The organism is Rhizobium sp. P2_G9 (assembly GCF_056403475.1).
On record NZ_JBFUFK010000036.1, the window covers coordinates 27,652 to 44,708 of the forward strand.

14 protein-coding genes are annotated in these 17,057 nt (G+C 60.5%); 7 read left to right on the forward strand and 7 right to left on the reverse strand.

Annotation, left to right across the window (positions count from 1 at the left end; translation table 11 throughout):
* Window positions 1-7 precede the first annotated feature (7 nt).
* The gene (locus AC1DYF_RS26425; protein ID WP_477880026.1) at window positions 8-298 is read right to left on the reverse strand and encodes a hypothetical protein; all 291 of its coding nucleotides are present in this window, start codon (window positions 296-298) and stop codon (window positions 8-10) included.
* 528 nt (window positions 299-826) lie between these two features.
* Between AC1DYF_RS26425 and AC1DYF_RS26430 the strand changes: the two genes are divergently transcribed.
* Complete coding sequence (locus AC1DYF_RS26430; protein ID WP_477880028.1) at window positions 827-2,875, forward strand: type I secretion system permease/ATPase; 2,049 nt, start codon at window positions 827-829, stop codon at window positions 2,873-2,875.
* Window positions 2,872-4,221: an HlyD family type I secretion periplasmic adaptor subunit gene (locus AC1DYF_RS26435; protein ID WP_477880030.1), complete on the forward strand. Its 1,350-nt coding sequence runs from the start codon at window positions 2,872-2,874 to the stop codon at window positions 4,219-4,221. The genes AC1DYF_RS26430 and AC1DYF_RS26435 overlap by 4 nt, the downstream gene beginning before the upstream one ends.
* Before the next feature lie 99 nt (window positions 4,222-4,320).
* Here AC1DYF_RS26435 and AC1DYF_RS26440 read toward each other — a convergent pair whose 3' ends face one another.
* The 4 genes from AC1DYF_RS26440 to AC1DYF_RS26455 all read right to left on the reverse strand — a co-directional run bounded on the left by AC1DYF_RS26440 (window position 4,321) and on the right by AC1DYF_RS26455 (window position 10,105).
* The gene (locus AC1DYF_RS26440) at window positions 4,321-6,480 is read right to left on the reverse strand and encodes a S8 family serine peptidase (protein ID WP_477880032.1); all 2,160 of its coding nucleotides are present in this window, start codon (window positions 6,478-6,480) and stop codon (window positions 4,321-4,323) included.
* A 283-nt stretch (window positions 6,481-6,763) separates the two neighbouring features.
* Window positions 6,764-8,239, reverse strand: coding sequence for a sulfate adenylyltransferase subunit CysN (cysN, locus tag AC1DYF_RS26445; RefSeq protein WP_477880033.1), 1,476 nt, complete (start codon window positions 8,237-8,239; stop codon window positions 6,764-6,766).
* A gap of 1 nt (window position 8,240) precedes the next feature.
* Window positions 8,241-9,194 carry a sulfate adenylyltransferase subunit CysD gene (gene cysD / locus AC1DYF_RS26450; RefSeq protein WP_477880035.1) on the reverse strand — a complete coding sequence of 318 codons (954 nt, stop codon included), beginning with the start codon at window positions 9,192-9,194 and terminating at the stop codon, window positions 8,241-8,243.
* 161 nt (window positions 9,195-9,355) lie between these two features.
* On the reverse strand, window positions 9,356-10,105 hold the full coding sequence (locus AC1DYF_RS26455) for a phosphoadenylyl-sulfate reductase (RefSeq protein WP_477880037.1): 750 nt from the start codon (window positions 10,103-10,105) through the stop codon (window positions 9,356-9,358).
* A gap of 423 nt (window positions 10,106-10,528) precedes the next feature.
* Between AC1DYF_RS26455 and AC1DYF_RS26460 the strand changes: the two genes are divergently transcribed.
* The 5 genes from AC1DYF_RS26460 to rpsU all read left to right on the forward strand — a co-directional run bounded on the left by AC1DYF_RS26460 (window position 10,529) and on the right by rpsU (window position 15,069).
* Window positions 10,529-11,557: a sulfate ABC transporter substrate-binding protein gene (locus AC1DYF_RS26460; protein WP_477880038.1), complete on the forward strand. Its 1,029-nt coding sequence runs from the start codon at window positions 10,529-10,531 to the stop codon at window positions 11,555-11,557.
* Window positions 11,558-11,701: 144 nt separating this feature from the next.
* Entirely contained in the window at window positions 11,702-12,556 is an 855-nt protein-coding gene (gene cysT, locus AC1DYF_RS26465; protein ID WP_477880040.1) for a sulfate ABC transporter permease subunit CysT, read from the forward strand.
* The gene (gene cysW, locus AC1DYF_RS26470) at window positions 12,543-13,412 is read left to right on the forward strand and encodes a sulfate ABC transporter permease subunit CysW (RefSeq protein WP_477880042.1); all 870 of its coding nucleotides are present in this window, start codon (window positions 12,543-12,545) and stop codon (window positions 13,410-13,412) included. The genes cysT and cysW overlap by 14 nt, the downstream gene beginning before the upstream one ends.
* Window positions 13,413-13,424: 12 nt before the next feature.
* Window positions 13,425-14,465, forward strand: coding sequence for a sulfate/molybdate ABC transporter ATP-binding protein (locus AC1DYF_RS26475; RefSeq protein WP_477880044.1), 1,041 nt, complete (start codon window positions 13,425-13,427; stop codon window positions 14,463-14,465).
* 361 nt (window positions 14,466-14,826) lie between these two features.
* Entirely contained in the window at window positions 14,827-15,069 is a 243-nt protein-coding gene (gene rpsU, locus AC1DYF_RS26480) for a 30S ribosomal protein S21 (protein ID WP_477880046.1), read from the forward strand.
* A 61-nt stretch (window positions 15,070-15,130) separates the two neighbouring features.
* On the opposite strand, the gene AC1DYF_RS26485 is transcribed toward rpsU, so the two are convergent.
* Window positions 15,131-15,856, reverse strand: coding sequence for a hypothetical protein (locus tag AC1DYF_RS26485; protein ID WP_477880047.1), 726 nt, complete (start codon window positions 15,854-15,856; stop codon window positions 15,131-15,133).
* Window positions 15,857-16,017: 161 nt separating this feature from the next.
* Window positions 16,018-17,025, reverse strand: a complete 1,008-nt coding sequence (locus AC1DYF_RS26490; RefSeq protein WP_477880049.1) for an asparaginase — start codon at window positions 17,023-17,025, stop codon at window positions 16,018-16,020.
* Window positions 17,026-17,057: the final 32 nt, after the last annotated feature.

Consider the following 17,057-nt stretch of genomic DNA (forward strand, 5'->3'; position numbering starts at 1 on the left):
TGCCGGATCAACCGTCACTGCGCCGCCGTGGTTCCCTGAGCGGTGCGATTTCCGTATCGATGCCGGAGCCTTCGCGAAAATAGAGCTTGAGCGCAACACTACAATAGGCTTTCAGCTTTGCCCTGCATGTCACGCCGCGATCGTAAGTCTTCAGCAGAAAAGCGGCAAGGCGCTCTTCGTCGGCTGGCGCACGCGGAAAACCATCTTCTTCGCGCATCTCGTCCATGAGCGCCCGCAGCATGCCGAGTTCCTCCGGAAGGAACACGCCCGGACTATGAGCCGATGTGTGAACAGACATCGTTCGTTTCCCTCAGCCTGTCGAATGCGTCGGTCCGCGCTGGTTCACGCCCCGTGGACCCCGCCTCTCCATAAGTATTCAAAACCGAGCCGTTGAAAAGGGGTAGATTTTCCCCCTTAGTTTTTGGGGTAGCGTGGCTGTCCGGCAGGAGCACTCACCCGCATCGATGCGGCATCGATGGCTCTGTTGCCGACAGCGAGGGATTAGGAAACCCGATCAGGCAATTTGTCGCATCGCGCGACAGCCGCGATAAGGTTAACGCTCGTTGCGATTTGCCGGCGAATGCCAGGATGGGCCAGGCCCGGACGGCCTTCAAATGACGACGGCGCAAGGATGGCGCGAAGCTGACCTGTTGGCTGTTTGTAAAGACGCGTGGCGGTTTTCCTATTGATTGTCTGTCGTAATCAAGAGTATTGCCGTATAAACATAGCATGCATCGTTTTCAGGCTTTCTGCACCGGCAAAAGGCAGGATGAACTGGCGATAGGCAATTGCGAAAATCTACTCATGAACAAAATAAGAGGCTGAGGTGAACCCTGCTCCGAAAAAAAACGGTGTGGAAGAACTGCGCGCCGCTCTGTCAGAAAGCCGCTTCGCTTTTATCTCCATCGGCATATTCTCGTTCTTCGTGAACTTGCTCGTGCTGACCGGATCGCTCTACAGCTTGCAGGTCTATGACCGCGTGCTCACCAGCCGGTCCGAGCCGACACTGGTGGTGCTGACCATCCTGCTAGTGATGATGTATGCGATCATGGGCGTACTGGATCATGCCCGCGGCCGGCTTGCGGCGCGGATCGGCTCACGTTTCCAGGCATCCCTTGAAACGCGCGTCTTCCGCATCGTCACCGACCGGACCATGCTGGCGGCGCAAGGCGTTAATACCGCGACTGCCATGCGCGACCTCGATTCGGTTCAGCGCGTCATCTCGTCACCGGCCGCCTTTGCCGTGTTCGACATTCCCTGGACGCCGGTTTTCGTCCTCATCATCTTCATTTTCCACACCTATATGGGCATTCTCGGCGTCGCCGGCGGTGCGATCCTGATCTGCCTCACCTGGCTCAACCAGAACGGCACCAAGGGCGATCAGGAAAGGGCGATGAACACCACGCGCCTTTCGGAAGAAATGACCTCGACGCTGCAGCGCGAGGCCGACACTGTGCGTGCGCTGGGCATGCGCGGCGCCACCGCCATCCGCTGGAAATCGCTGCGCGAGGACACGCTGGTCGCCAACCTCCATTACAGCGACAATAACGGCTTCTATTCGATCACATCGAAGACGTTCCGCATTTTCCTGCAGTCCGCCATTCTCGGCATGGGCGCCTGGCTGGCTATCCAGGGCCACATCAGTTCGGGCGCGATGCTGGCGAGCTCGATCATCATCGGTCGCGCATTGTCGCCGATCGAGACCATGATCGCCCAGTGGTCGATGATCCAGCGCGGCCGGCAGGGCTGGAAAGGCCTTTCGGACGTGCTCAGCAAGGTGCCGCCGGAAGCGCCCCGCACCACCCTGCCCCGGCCGCGCGCCATCCTGGAAGTGCAGAACATTTCCGTCGTACCGCCGGGCGAACGGATTCCGACGCTGCGCAATCTTTCTTTCGAACTGCCTCCCGGCCAGGCGCTCGGCGTCATCGGCCAATCGGGTTCCGGCAAATCGACATTGGCACGCGTGCTGACCGGCGTCTGGCCGATCCAGGCCGGACGTGTCAGGCTCGACGGCGCATCGATCGAACAGTATAGCGTTGACGACCTCGCCAACTATGTCGGCTACCTGCCGCAGGAAGTGGCCCTGTTCGAAGGCACGATCGCCGAGAACATTTCCCGCCTGTCGCTTGAACCGGATTCCGAAAAGGTCGTATCCGCCGCCCAGAAGGCGGCGGCCCACGACCTGGTGCTCAGGCTCGGTAACGGCTACGACACGAAGCTGCCGGCGCAAGGCCAGCGGCTGTCCGGCGGCCAGAAACAGCGCATCGGCCTCGCCCGCGCGCTCTATGGCGACCCGGTCATCCTGGTGCTCGACGAACCGAACGCCAATCTCGACGCCGAAGGCTCGGCAGCGCTCAATGTCGCCATCCGCAACGCCAAGAAGGACGGCCGGTCGGTCGTCATCATGGCGCATCGGCCAGCCGCGATCGAGGAATGCGACCTGATCCTCATCCTCGAAGGCGGCAATCGCGTTGCTTTCGGACCGCGCGACGAAGTGCTGAAGCAGCATCTCAAAAATTACCAGGCGATTGGCACGACCGGCGGACAGCCACAGCAGCCGCCACAGGTTGCCGGCCCCTCGGGTCCGGCCCAGCCGCCGCAGGGCTCCGGCCCGCAGGCGCCGACACCGCATCCCCCGCGACCGGCAGGTCCTGCGCCAACGCCTGGCAATGCACCGACCGGTGGCGCTTCGCCGCTACCGGGCCTGCTCGGCACCGGCCTGCTCGCCGGCGGCGCCCCGCGCGGCCTCGGCGCGCCGCCCAAAAAGCTGACGGATCAAAGTCAGCATGAGGGCGAGACGAAGACGGATGACAGCAGCGATGCGACCGCCGCTGATGGTCCCGAACCACAGTTGAAAGAAGGGAGTGGCCAATGACACTCACCCAACCGACCTATGGCGCCTTGCCTGCGCCCAAAAAGCAGCAGATCAAGGTGTTGAGCTCGCGGCGCTATCTGATCATGGGGTTCGTCACCCTCGCCTTGCTGGTGCTCGGACTTGGCTCGTGGTCGGTCTTTACCGAGATGGCCGGCGCAGTGGTCGGCAGCGGCGTCATCGAAGTCGAAACCAAGCGCCAGGTCGTGCAACATGCCGTCGGCGGCGTCGTCGGCCAGATTCTGGTCAAGGAAGGCGACCCGGTCAAGGCTGGCCAGACGCTGGTCGTGTTCGACGACACATTCGACAAGGCCGAGCTCGCCGTCATCGAAAGCCAGCTTTTCCCGCTTCTCGGGACGCGCGCACGGCTGATCGCCGAGCAGGATGAAACACCACAGGCGAGCTTCGATCCCGAACTCGTTGCGCGGGCGAAGACCGACCCTACCGCGGCTGAAATCATGCGCGGCCAAGCCGATCTCTTGCTCGCCCGTCGCATGACCCGCGACAAGCAGATCGCCCAGTTGCAGGAGCGCAAGGCGCAGATCCAGAAGCAGATCGACGGTCTCGATGCTCGTATCGGTGCGCTCAAGAACCAGCTGACGCTGATCAATTCCGACCTCAGCGGCCAGCAAGCCCTGCTGCAACAGGGCCTGACGCAGAAGAGCCGGGTGATCTCGCTGCAGCGTGACGCGGCACAAGCTGAAGGCAATATCAGCGAATCGGAATCCTCTATCGCCGAAGCCAAGGCGCGCATCGCCGAAATGGAATCGGCGATCATCAATGTCAGCGCCCAGATGCGCGAAGATGCGATCAAGGAACTTGCCGATACCGATGCCAAGGCCGCGGAACTCAGGGAGCGCCGCATTTCCACGCTCGCGACGCTATCGCGTGTCTTGGTCACGGCACCGATGGAGGGACATGTCTTCAACATGCAGGTGCATGCGGTCCGTCAGGTCATCCGCGCCGCCGAGCCGATGATGGAGATCGTGCCCGACAATGTGAAGCTCGTCGTCAGCGTCCAGGTGCCGCCGTCGCAGATCGATCAGGTGCATCTCAACACGCCGGTGATCATCCGCTTCAACAGCTTCGACCATCGCCATACGCCCGATCTCAAGGGGGTGGTCAAACGCGTCTCGGCCGACATCATCACCAATGAGCGCACCGGCCAGAGTTTCTACCAGGTGTCGATCAGCATCCTGCCGGGTGAGGAGAAATACCTAGGCACCAATGCGGAGATCATTCCGGGCATGCCGGTGGAAGCCTTCATCAAGACGACCGAGCGCACTCCGTTCGACTACCTGATCCGGCCGCTGACGAGCTATTTCGGCAAGTCGATGCTGGAACGGTGAGGCTGGGCGTAACGCCAGCACGCCCACGAAACAAAGAAGTTGATTTTGGCGCGCTCCTTCAAGGGCGCGCCTTTGCTTTGGTGCCTCAAGCCGCAGCTCTCAGAGGATAAAATCACCCTTCGTCAGCGTGTGCAGGCCATTGAGCTGGATCTCGAAATCGGGCGCCTTGTCTCCATCGAGATCGGCATAGACGAGGGTGACGTCATGGACCGTGCCCTTTTTGTCGACCAGGTCAACGTCGAGCTGGGCGGCCTTGCCGGAAAAGGCCTTGCCGCCGATGAAGCTGAATGCCTGGTCGCCGTCCTTTGATTTGGTGTCGATGTCGGAAAGGTCGATAATGTCGCCCTTGATGAAATCGCTGATCGTGTCATGACCCTTGCCATCAAGGGAGTCCGCGACGGTATGGTAGAGGAATTCGTCGCTGCCACCACTACCGGCCAGTGCATCTGCACCACGGCCGCCGCTGAGGATATTGGCGCCCTTGCTGCCGGTAAGTTGATCCTTGCCATCGCCGCCATCGACATTTTCGATGCCGGAAATCTTCATCGCCACGCCGTCGATCATGCCGGTGCCCTTGGAGAGGTCAACGGTCGAGCCGGTGGCGACCGCCGCGGCATTCAGGGTGTCGACACCGCCATTGGTGTCTTTGAGATTTGCCGAATGCGAATGCGAACCATCGGCAACGGAGTCAGAAAACTCGTCGGTATAGACATAAGTGTTGGCTTTGGAGACAGCCGATCCATAGGCGGTGACCGTTACATTCGATATCGTCGTCGTGTAGTTCAGGTTGGCGTTGTCAACTAACTGAACAGTCCAGTCCCCCGCTGTGCTGAGCATGCCGCGGTAGGCCTGGCTGTGATAGGTGAATGTGCCGGTATAGGCACCGTCACCAGAGCTCTGATTGACTGAGAGCGCATATTTGTGCCCATCCGGGCCGGTAAGATAGACGGCGAGGTCCGGAACCCACTGGCTGTCGATATCCATCGACACGGTGACGCGCTCGACATTGATCGATTTCGTCATCGCGGCAGGGGTCAAGACGAGGCCATCCGTATTATCGTCAGGCACTGGCGTGGCGGTGTCGAGGAGCGTTACGCTGGCCGACTTCTGATTATCGGAAGTGGAAACGGCGTTCCAGTTTTCAGCCAGCCTGACGGCCGCCCGCGCATCGACGAGACCGTAGCCGTAATCCTCGTTGTAATGCATGCCGCCGCCGTTCCAATTGGTGGCGTCATTCCAGTTCCAGGCATGCTTCTCAAAACGTGTCACCCCATCATAAGCAATGGTCGTTCCATCGACCACCGATCCGACATGACGAGCGGTATCCGCCAGGATCGTCTGAATATCACGCCAGCCGAGGCCCGGATTGGCCTGCAACATCAAGGCAACGATGCCGCTGACCTGCGGCGCCGCAGCAGACGTGCCGTTAAAGGCTGTGTCATAGTCGCCGGCGCTGTAGCCGGCCGTCCCCGTGCGATCGGTCGTCACAATGGAAGCGCCTCCGCCAAGGCTGCCTGATGGAGAGCCGAAGGCGGAAATCAGGATCGGCGTTCCATAGCTGCTGTAGTTCGACACGAAGCCGTCATTGTTCACCGCGGCAACGATGATCTGGTTCGTGTTGTTATCGTCCTGATTGTGATTGACGTCGATATCGTACGAGCGGCTGTTGCCCGCGGATTTGACGAGCGCGATCCCCAGACCGTCGCGACCGTGGTCTACCGCATCCTGCACCGCCGCCATTTCGCTGGCGATGTTCGTCTGCCCGTCATAGTTATCGTAATCCGATGCGCCGCCAAAGCTCATGTTGATGACACCCACCCCTTCCGAGACGGCATCGCTGAGCGCGTGGTCATATTTGGAAGCCCAATCGTCGGGGGTATCCTCATATCGGATGCTGGCGCCGACCAAAGTGGCCTCATAGGCGGCGCCAACGACGCCGACGCCGTTGCGCGCGGCACCGATAATGCCCATCACGGCGGTGCCATGATCGTCGGTTACGCCTTCTGCGGCATAGTCGTTGTCGTCCGGTGCCGCGTCGGTGTCGCCAGCACCGTAGTCGTAGCTGTCGGTGAAATCGTAATTCGGCTTGAGATCGACGTGCTCGTGATCGAAGCCGTTGTCCATGACCATGACCTTGACACCCTTGCCGGTGTAGTCATTCCAGACGCTGACGACATCGAGGTCGCACTGGCCGGTCACAGTGTTATGCAGGTACCATTGCTGGCTGAACAAGTCATCCGTAGGAAGCGAAACCGCCATCATGCCCTCCCGCCATGCGGCTCGCCACAGGGCACCCTATCGTGAAATTAAACTGGAGGGATATTAGCAAGAACGAAGATTTAGAACAGCGTGACAGTCTAAATTATGAAAAATACTTTAAATTTCCGATTTCTATAGAAATTTATCAGTGTTTCGCAATTTACAATTGGTTATCTTTGGGCAGCAACGCCGAGACAACATCGCACAGGTTGTCATCGCGACTGATATGGATGCGTGGAGAGCAGTGTGGGAGAGAGAATATATCCCCTCTCCCGCACAACGATCATTCGTCTATGCCGTCGATGATTTCGCGCGCCTTGCCGGCAGAAACGCGGCGGATGTCCACCTCATCGCGGCGGGCGGCGAAGAGTTCGCCGCTCATCAGTTGATCGGCGAGGTCGGCCGGGAGCGACAGGACCACGCGGGCATCGTCGCCATGGATCGAGGAAAGCGTGTTGCGCTTGCCGGTGATCATGCCGCCGGCCACCGTATTGTTGGTGTCGGGATCGATCAGGATGAAGGCGCCGGTCGAGCGGTTCTGCTCATAGGTGTCGAACACCGCCTGCTCCTCGAAGGAGAGGCGCACCTTGCCGATGCCGTTCATCGGCAGACGCTCGGCCGGGTTCCACTTGCCGGATTTCAGATCGAGCTGCTGCGCCGGCTCGACCAGCACGCGCTGGCGGCGCGAACCGGATTTCAGCCAGTAGCGCTTGCCCGGCTCGATGCCGTCGGGCTGCAACGCCACGAGCTGGGCTTCGAAGGCGAGGCCCTGCATCGGCTGGGCGTCGATCGAGACGATCAGGTCGCCGCGGGCAATGTCAACCTGCCGGTCGAGCACCAGCGTCACCGCATCACCGGCTACGGCAGCATTGCGGACGAGGTCGAAAGTGACGATCTTGGCAACATTGGCGATCATGCCCGAGGGCAGCACGATGATCGAATCGCCCGGCTTGACCGCGCCGCCCGACACCGTGCCCTGATAACCGCGAAAGCTTTCGCCGGGGCGCGAGACACGCTGGACGCTCATGCGGAAGCCGGTGGCCTGGGCCGAGCGAACCGTTGCCTTTTCCAGCGTCTCGACAATGGTCGGGCCGTCATACCAGGGCATGGAGGCGCGGCCGTCATAGACGACATTCTCGCCCTTCAGCGCGGAAACGGGAATGGCGGTCACCTGGCGTACGCCGAGCGACAGCGCGATCTCGCGGAATTCGTGGGAGAGTTCGTCAAAACGCTCCTTCGAATAGCCGACGAGGTCGATCTTGTTGACGGCAAGCACGAACTGCTTGATGCCCATCAACGTGGCAATGGTCGCGTGCCGACGGGTCTGTTCAAGGATGCCGGCACGGGCATCGACGAGCAGAACGGCAAGATCGGCGGTCGAGGCGCCGGTGGCCATGTTGCGGGTGTACTGCTCATGGCCGGGCGTGTCGGCAACAATGAAGGAGCGCTTGTCGGTGGCGAAATAGCGGTAGGCGACATCGATGGTGATGCCTTGCTCGCGCTCAGCCTGCAGTCCATCGAGCAGTAGCGCGAAATCGGGCAGGCCGAGATCGTTCTGCTTGCCGGAATCGCGGTTCAGTGCCGCGGCCTGGTCTTCCTTGACCGCCTTGGTGTCCCAAAGCAGGCGGCCGATCAGGGTCGACTTGCCGTCGTCGACAGAGCCGCAGGTTATGAGGCGTAGCGGGCGGGAATCGCGCGTGACTTTCTGGGCGTCCGAAGCCAGCAGTTGCTGCTCGGCGAGATTGGTAGCAGTGGTCATCTCAGAAATATCCTTCGCGCTTCTTCTTTTCCATCGAGCCGGCCTGGTCGCGGTCAATGGCGCGACCCTGGCGTTCGGAGACGGTGGCGGTTTCGAGTTCGGCGATCATGTCGTCCATCGTCGTGGCATTCGAGCGGATTGCGCCGGTGAGCGGGAAGCAGCCGAGCGTGCGGAAACGCACCATTTCCTCGCGCTTGACCTCGCCTGGCAGCAGTTCCAGCCGCTCGTCCTCGGCGAGGATCATCATGCCGTCGCGCTCGACGATCGGGCGCTTGGCGGCGTAGTAGAGTGGCACGATCGGGATGTTTTCTGCCTGGATGTAGCGCCAGATGTCGACTTCGGTCCAATTCGATAGCGGGAAGGCGCGAACGCTCTCGCCCTTGCGGATCAGGCCGTTATAGACGTTCCAGAGTTCCGGGCGCTGGTTGCGCGGATCCCAGCGATGATCCGAGGTACGGAAGGAATAGATACGTTCCTTGGCACGCGACGCTTCCTCGTCGCGGCGGGCGCCGCCGAAGGCCGCGTCATACTTGCCCATGTCGAGCGCCTGACGCAGAGCCTCGGTCTTCATGATGTCGGTATAGAGCGCCGAGCCATGGGTGAAGGGCGTGACGTTCTCGGTCTTGCCGCGCGGATTGGTATAGGCGACGAGGTCGAGATCGTAATCGGCCACCATCTTGTCGCGGAAGGCGATCATTTCCTTGAACTTCCAGCCGGTGTCGATGTGCAGCAGCGGGAACGGCACGCGACCGGGATAGAAGGCCTTGCGCGCCAGATGCAGAAGGACGGAAGAATCCTTGCCGATCGAATAGAGCATGACCGGACGCTCGAATTCGCCAGCCACTTCGCGGAAGATGTGGATGGCTTCGTTTTCGAGCGCCTTCAGATGCGGATCGAGCGGCGGGCGCTGGGCAGCGTCCTTGATATGAGCATCGAATTCAGACTGGGGAGACATTTTATTCCTGACTTCCGGGTCGGCCGGAGTGTTCCTTTGTTCCGTTGTGCCCTGCCCTCGTCCGACATCCCAAACCGCACATGTAAGGGGAGGCAAATTCGGAGCAAGTTCCCTCTCCCCGCCTGCGGGGAGAGGGTTAGGGTGAGGGCAACTATGGAAAGTTAAAGCGAGCTGGAATCGAGCGAGGGAAGTGCGGCTTCCGGCACATGCAGGCCGCATTCGCGCTTCTCGTCGTTTTCCCACCACCAACGGCCGGCGCGTTCGGGTTCGCCGGGCTTGATGGCGCGGGTGCAGGGTTCGCAACCGATCGACGGATAACCGCGCGCATGCAGCGGATTGATCGGCACGGCGTCGCTCTCGACCAGGGCATTGATCTTTTCGATCGACCAGTCGGCAAGCGGATTGACCTTGAGCATGCCACGCTCGGCATCGAACTCGACGAAGGGCGTGTCGGCGCGGTTGCCGGACTGGCCGCGGCGCAGGCCGGTCACCCAGACCGAAGCGCCAGACAGTGCGCGGGCCAGCGGCTTGACCTTGCGGACACCGCAACAGGCATGCCGGGCCTCAACGCTGTCATAGAAACCGTTCATGCCATATTGCGCGGCATAGGTGTCGATATCGGCCTGTTCCGGAAAATAGCGCTTGATCGTCATGCCGTAACGCTCTTCGGTGTCGGCGATCAGCTGCACCGTCTCGGCGAACAGCCGGCCGGTCTCCAGCGTCACGACATCGATGTCGAAACGGTTCTGGCCGATGAAATGGGTGATCACCTGATCCTCGATGCCGAGGCTGGTGGTGAACACCACGCGCCCACCGAGATTGGCAGCCAGCGCCAGCCGCTCCGCCAAAGAAAGGCTCGCCATACGCTCATTGAGCGACTCGGCCTCGGCGGAAAGATTGATCATGTTCATTGCGAATGTCCTGTGTCCTGATGGCCGGCAATATCGCAGGTTCGGCCATAGGAGGACAGGAAACGGATTTCCCGGCAGCGTGATTGAAGAGCAAATATCTCTCAGGCTTCCAGATTGTGTGAAAAAGGTGCATGATATGTGCAATAATTCATGATAGCGCGCCCCGCGAAGATGTCGACGCTGGCTGGATATGGTCGTCAAAAATCTATAAAATTGATAGAGTTCATCCACAAGACAGAGAAATTTTCTTTCGTCCTATGCGTCTTTCAGGCGCTTTCTGTTGCGCAACAAGCCTGAAATCGCCGCCCTACATTCCACAACCGCGCAGTTTCGTGGCGCAGATTTTTCTTTTAAATCGATGTTATTGACATAGTCTACCTAGAAGATAGAGTTTAGGCATTAACCAATTAGGAGGGTGACCCAATGGTTTCTGCATTCAATCGGCGTGCCGTCGTCAAAAGCATCGGCGCCGCCGTGCTCGGCGCCGCACTCGCCGTCACGTCTGTCCTGCCGGCCTATTCGGCGACAACGCTGCTCAATGTCTCTTATGACCCGACACGCGAGCTCTACAAGGCGATCAACGCTGCCTTCATCAAGGATTGGAAGGCCAAGACCGGCGAGGATCTTGCCATCCAGCAGTCGCATGGCGGCTCGGGCAAGCAGGCGCGGTCGGTCATCGACGGCCTTGAAGCTGATGTCGTGACGCTGGCGCTGGAAGCCGATATCAACGCCATCGCCAAGGCCGGCAAGATCAAGGCCGACTGGAAGAGCCGACTGCCGAACGATTCGGCACCCTATACCTCGACCATTGTCTTCCTCGTCCGCAAGGGCAATCCAAAGGGCATCAAGGACTGGGGCGACTTGGTCAAGGGCGACGTTCAGATCGTGACGCCGAACCCCAAGACATCCGGCGGCGCGCGCTGGAACTATCTCGCCGCCTGGGCCTGGGCCAACAAGGAATATAACGGCGACCAGGGCAAGGTGAAGGCCTATATTACCGAGCTCTACAAGCGCGCTCCGGTGCTCGACAGCGGCGCACGTGGCGCAACGACCAGCTTTGCCGAGCGTCAGATCGGCGACGTGCTGCTCTCCTGGGAAAATGACGCCTATCTGGCGCAGGCCGAATTCAAGGATGACGGTTTTGAGATCGTCGTGCCGAGCCTGTCGATCCTGGCGCAGCCGAATGTCGCGGTCGTCGATTCCGTCGTTGACACCAAGGGCACCCGCAAAGTGGCGGAAGCTTACCTGAACTTCCTCTATACGCCAGAGGCCCAAAAGATCATCGCCGACAACCACTACCGTCCGCTGAAGCCGGTGGAAGGGTCGTGGCAACCGCCGAAGATCAATCTCGTCACCGTCGACGATGCGCAATTCGGCGGCTGGAAGAAGGTCCAGAAGGAGCACTTCGCTGACGGCGGCGTCTTTGACCAGATTTACAAGCCGGCCAACTAAGCTAATATCCATCTCGAATTGAGACGGCATGAAGGGGTTGCGGCGTGCGAAAACGGCCGCGGCCCCTTTTGAATGAAAAAACAAAAAAGCATTTCGGAGAGATGGGGCCACCGCTCTCCCGCCTCAAATTCAACGGGGAATACCATGTCAAACAAACCTCTGACCGAGCGTATCGGTTTCAGGAGGCATAGCGTCATACCGGGCTTCGGGCTCAGTTTCGGCGTTACTGTCACCTGGCTGACGCTGATCATCCTGATCCCGCTCGCCGCTATGGTGGTGCGCTCCGCCGGCCTCGGCATATCAGGCTATGAGCAATTGCTCTCTGACCGTCGTACGCTGCATGCGCTGGAAATCTCGTTCGGCTGCGCCCTGATCGGCGCAGCCGTTAACGTCGTTTTCGGCGTGCCCGTCGCCTGGGTACTGGTGCGCTACCAGTTTCCGGGCAAGCGGCTGGTGGATGCGATCGTCGATCTGCCCTTCGCGCTGCCGACGGCTGTTGCCGGTATTGCGCTTGCCGCGCTTTACGCCAAGAACGGCTGGATCGGCTCGATCTTCGCGCTCGCCGGCATCAAGATCGCCTATACACCGGCCGGTATCGTCGTGGCGCTGATCTTCATCGGCCTGCCGTTCGTGGTGCGCACGGTGCAGCCGGTGATCGAGGAGATCGACCGCGAGGTCGAGGAAGCCGCCGCGACACTCGGAGCCACCCGCTTCGCCACGATCCGGCGCGTCATTCTGCCGAGCCTGACGCCCGCCGTGCTCACCGGCTTTGCGCTCGCCTTCGCGCGCGCCGCGGGCGAATATGGTTCGGTGATCTTCATCGCCGGCAATATTCCCTACGTCTCCGAAATCGCGCCGCTGCTGATCACCATCAAGCTCGAAGAGTATAATTATGCCGGAGCGACCGCCATCGGCACGATCATGCTCGTCGTTGCCTTCCTGATGCTCCTGGTCATCAACCTGATGCAGGCCTGGACGAGGAGATATGCGAGTGTCTGACATCCACGCTCAAAAATGGCGCTCGCCGACCACCGAACCGCCCGGCGCCAAGATCGCACTGATGGGGGCGGCCGGCCTCTATCTGGTGCTCATCATCATCCTGCCTTTGGCCATTGTCCTGGTCGAAGCCTTTCGGCATGGCTTTGGCACCTATATGGAGGCATTGAGCGATCCGGACGCACAGGCGGCGATCCGCCTGACGCTGCTCGTCGCCGCTATTGCGGTGCCGCTCAATCTGCTGTTCGGGCTCGCCGCCTCCTGGGCGATCGCCAAGTTCGATTTCAAGGGCAAGACCTTCCTGATCACCCTGATCGACCTGCCGTTCTCGATCTCGCCGGTGATTTCCGGCCTGGTCTATGTTCTGCTGTTCGGCGCCAACAGCGCGCTCGGGCCTTGGCTCAAGGCGCACGGGGTCGAGGTGCTCTTCGCGGTGCCCGGCATCGTGCTCGCCACGGTCTTCGTCACCTTCCCCTTCGTCGCCCGCGAACTCATCCCGCTGATGCAGGAACAGGGAACGGCGGAGGAAGAGGCGGCGATCACGCTCGGCGCCAATGGCTGGCAGACATTTTCGCGCGTGACGCTGCCGAACATCAGATGGGGCCTGCTCTACGGCGTGCTGCTCTGCAATGCCCGTGCCATGGGTGAATTCGGCGCCGTCTCGGTCGTCTCCGGGCATATCCGCGGGTTGACGACGACGATGCCGCTGCATATCGAGATTCTCTATAATGAGTACAATCTCGTCGGCGCCTTTGCCGTCGCCTCGCTGCTCGCCCTTCTTGCCATTCTGACGCTGGTCCTCCGCACTGTGCTCGAAATCTGGTTTTCGCACGGCATCGCCGGCTCGAACAAACATTGAGGTCTCAAGACCATGGAAATTCGCATTGAAAATATCCGCAAGGAATTCGACCGATACCCGGCACTGCACGACGTGTCGCTCGATATCCGCTCCGGCGAACTTATCGCGCTGCTAGGCCCTTCCGGCTCGGGCAAGACGACGCTGCTGCGCCTGGTCGCAGGCCTCGAACGGCCGACGGCCGGCCGCGTCTTCTTTGGCGCCGAGGACGCCTCCAACAAGCCGGTGCAGGACCGCAATGTCGGCTTCGTCTTCCAGAGCTATGCGCTGTTCCGGCACATGACCGTGCTCGACAACATCGCCTTCGGCTTGACCGTCCGGCCGCACGCGACACGTCCTCCCAAGGCCGAGATCCGCAAACGGGCGCTGGAACTGCTCGACATGGTGCAGCTGACCGGCCTCGACAAGCGCTATCCGAACCAGCTCTCCGGCGGCCAGCGCCAGCGCGTGGCGCTGGCCCGCGCCATGGCGATCGAGCCGCGCGTGCTTTTGCTCGACGAGCCGTTCGGCGCGTTGGACGCCAAGGTCCGCAAGGAATTGCGCAAGTGGCTCAGGGAATTTCATGACCGCACCGGCCACACGACCATTTTCGTCACCCATGACCAGGAGGAGGCGCTGGAACTCGCCGACCGCGTCGTGGTGATGAGCCAGGGCAAGATCGAGCAGGTCGGCTCCTCAGACGATGTCTATGACCGGCCGAATTCGCCTTTCGTCTTCTCGTTTATCGGCGACAGCGTTTCCCTGCCGGTGACGATGAGCCATGGCGACATTCTTTTCGCCGGCGCCAAGACCGGTCTCCTGCACACGGAGGATGGCGCTGGCCAGATGTTCTTCCGGCCAGGCGATGTCGAGACCGTGGCCGATAATCATGCCGGCATTACCGGGCGCGTGACCACGTCGCGGCGGCTGGCCGGCACGCGTATCGTTGAGGTCAATGTCGGGACAGACGATGCGCCTATCCTGATCGAGGTGGAAATTCCGCTGCATGCCTCGGCGGAACGCGGGGCAGAGGTGCGCTTCCGGCCGACGCGCTGGAAGATTTTCACGAACGCATAAGGCAATCGCTTGAGCATTCGGAGCTATCCTTTTGCCTTGTCGGACAAAGGGATAGCTCGATCGCCACCTAAAAACATTTCGACTTCCCTTGAAATGACATTTTTCAAAGCCATATAGGTGCTATCGAAATTGCACCAGGGCTTCCCCAAGCCCTTCTGACCTCCACACAATTCGATCTGCGGTCCCCCGGGTTCACCCCGCCGGACCGTGTGGATTTGTCATCAGCCCCACTGACCACGGATGTACTGGCAGCGCTCGCGCGGATGACGGGAAAGGCCGGCTTACCCCTCCGGCCTTTTTTGTTTTCGATCGTCCGGGAACAACAAGCATTCGGCCGCCCGCGGCCGAGAAAGGAACGACATTGCAGGTCATCGTCAGGGACAACAATATCGAACAAGCCCTCCGCGTGCTGAAGAAGAAGATGCAGCGCGAAGGCGTGTTCCGCGAAATGAGGGCACGCTCAGCCTATGAGAAGCCCTCCGAGCGCCGCGCGCGGGAAAAGGCCGAAGGCATTCGCCGAGCGCGCAAGATGGCCAAGAAGAAGGCGCAGCGCGAGGGGCTGATCCCTTCCAGTCGCAAGCCGGTCCAGAGCCGAGCGAGATAGTATGTAAGCCGCGGAAAAACCGCGGCTTTTTTGTTGGATAGTCAGTGCGCAGCGTGAGCGTTCAAGCGGCAGCGGCAGCCGGAGCGCCACCCGGCGCCTTGCGCATCACGATCAGATAGCTCAGCGATGCCAGGAACAGCGCGAAGGCAACCAGGATCGGCATCCAGCCGTCATGACCAAGCGAAACGAGCTGCCGGAGCCTTTGCTGAAAATGCTCGAACTCAAGCACCATCGCGTCAGAGCCGGTGAGCAATTGCACGTAGGCAACTGACTTCGGTGAATTGGCGATCGTGAACGAGAAGGAATAGGAGGCGGTGAACCCCGCGACATAATAGACCAGCCGGAGCGCACCGGAGGGCGATTTCTTGTAGAGTTCGACGGGAAAGCAGAGGAAGGCGACGAGAACGCCGAGGAAAAGCGTCTCGATCGGCATGCCCTCGAGTATAGTCTGCATGTCGACATTGGCGAACCAGAGATCACCGAAATTGAAGAAATATTCCGCCGAAGCGCCAAACCAGACAAACAGCGCCAGCACCCAGAGCAGGTTCATCCTGAGAAAGCGGATGCGCATGACGCCGGTGGCCAGCACCACGACGCCGCAGGCGAGCATGCCATAGGGCCGGATGACGCCGTTGAGCCAGGTATCAAGCTCGCCGCAACTGCCAACCACCGCGGCACATCCGGACATACGCACGGCGAGCCATGTCAGGTAATAAAAGTATATCGAGAAGAATATATAGGCCATGCTGGCGACTGCATTCCACCACAGATAGCGCCCGGCATACATGAAATTGCATCTCCCTTAGTTTTCCGCTCACGCATTCGCGGCAATCTCAGGAAATATATTAGCAATTCTTTTGCAATTGTCCGGAAACACCTTCGTCTCTGGTTTCCGGATTATGGCTCCTCACAGGCCAATAATGAATCGTGATCCAATCTGGCACAAGTTTAAGAAAGCAGTACGTCGCTTGGTCGAATTGCGCCGACCTCGATGCCGTTCCAGTTGCGGAACGTGTGTTTCGCAAAACCCATCAGCCGGTCATGCAGCGCTTCGTCGTCGCGGAAAAAACGCGCGAGTACCGCTGCCACCATGCTTTCGGCGGCGCGCGTGGCGCCATCCTCGCATTTGAGCGCAATTGCCAGGCCAAGCTCGGGGATTGCGGCGCAGAACACGCCTTCGGCGCCCGTCTTGGCAAAGATCCGGCCGGGGGCGGCCTGCATGAGTTTCGTGCAGGCGCGGCCGCTGCCGGCGACATAGAAGGGCTCGGCCATGCAGGCCTCGATGATCCGACGCGATGCCTTGGCGCGCTCGGCGCCAATCCCCTCGCCTGTTGCCATCTTGGCAAAGCCGTGGGCGAGCGAACGGAGCGGGACGGCATAGGTCGGGATCGAGCAGCCATCGATACCGCAATTGTCGCGATCGAGTAGCGTGCCGGTCAGGTCGCGCATCGCGTCGCGGATTTCCACCTGCAGCGGATGCTCATAAGTCACATAGCCCTTGGGATCGTTGCCCCTGTGGCAGCAGGCGCAGATGAAGCCGGAATGCTTTCCAGAGCAATTGTTGTGAAGCTGGTTGGGCGTGTCGAGCGTGCGCGCCTGTTCGATCAACACCTTCTGCTCGGACGACCAGTGGGCGCCGCATTCGAGATCGGCCTCACCCCGGCCGACAGCCTTGAGCATAGAGGCAGCGAGCGCAACATGCTCCGGCTCGCCGGAATGCGAGCTGGAGGCGAGCGCCAATTCCTTATTGCCGAATCCATAGGCATCCGCGGCGCCGCTCTCGACCAGCGGCAAGGCCTGCATGGCCTTGCAGGCCGAACGCGGAAACACCGGCCGATCGACATCGCCAACCGCAAACACCGTCTTGCCGGCACCATCGACAACCACCGCCATGCCGCGATGGGCGCTCTCGACGCGGTTGCCACGCAGGACTTCGACCAGCACCGGGTTTGACATGATGTTTTCCTTCGGGATCGGTTTTCTTGGGG

Excerpts from the sequence above, each read along its gene's own strand:
- AC1DYF_RS26425 (WP_477880026.1), bottom strand. The coding sequence starts at position 298 with ATGTCTGTTCACACATCGGCTCATAGTCCGGGCGTGTTCCTTCCGGAG.
- AC1DYF_RS26435 (WP_477880030.1), top strand. The coding sequence starts at position 2,872 with ATGACACTCACCCAACCGACCTATGGCGCCTTGCCTGCGCCCAAAAAG.
- AC1DYF_RS26440 (WP_477880032.1), bottom strand. The coding sequence starts at position 6,480 with ATGGCGGTTTCGCTTCCTACGGATGACTTGTTCAGCCAGCAATGGTAC.
- cysN (WP_477880033.1), bottom strand. The coding sequence starts at position 8,239 with ATGACCACTGCTACCAATCTCGCCGAGCAGCAACTGCTGGCTTCGGAC.
- cysD (WP_477880035.1), bottom strand. The coding sequence starts at position 9,194 with ATGTCTCCCCAGTCTGAATTCGATGCTCATATCAAGGACGCTGCCCAG.
- AC1DYF_RS26455 (WP_477880037.1), bottom strand. The coding sequence starts at position 10,105 with ATGAACATGATCAATCTTTCCGCCGAGGCCGAGTCGCTCAATGAGCGT.
- AC1DYF_RS26460 (WP_477880038.1), top strand. The coding sequence starts at position 10,529 with ATGGTTTCTGCATTCAATCGGCGTGCCGTCGTCAAAAGCATCGGCGCC.
- cysT (WP_477880040.1), top strand. The coding sequence starts at position 11,702 with ATGTCAAACAAACCTCTGACCGAGCGTATCGGTTTCAGGAGGCATAGC.
- cysW (WP_477880042.1), top strand. The coding sequence starts at position 12,543 with ATGCGAGTGTCTGACATCCACGCTCAAAAATGGCGCTCGCCGACCACC.
- AC1DYF_RS26475 (WP_477880044.1), top strand. The coding sequence starts at position 13,425 with ATGGAAATTCGCATTGAAAATATCCGCAAGGAATTCGACCGATACCCG.
- AC1DYF_RS26485 (WP_477880047.1), bottom strand. The coding sequence starts at position 15,856 with ATGTATGCCGGGCGCTATCTGTGGTGGAATGCAGTCGCCAGCATGGCC.
- AC1DYF_RS26490 (WP_477880049.1), bottom strand. The coding sequence starts at position 17,025 with ATGTCAAACCCGGTGCTGGTCGAAGTCCTGCGTGGCAACCGCGTCGAG.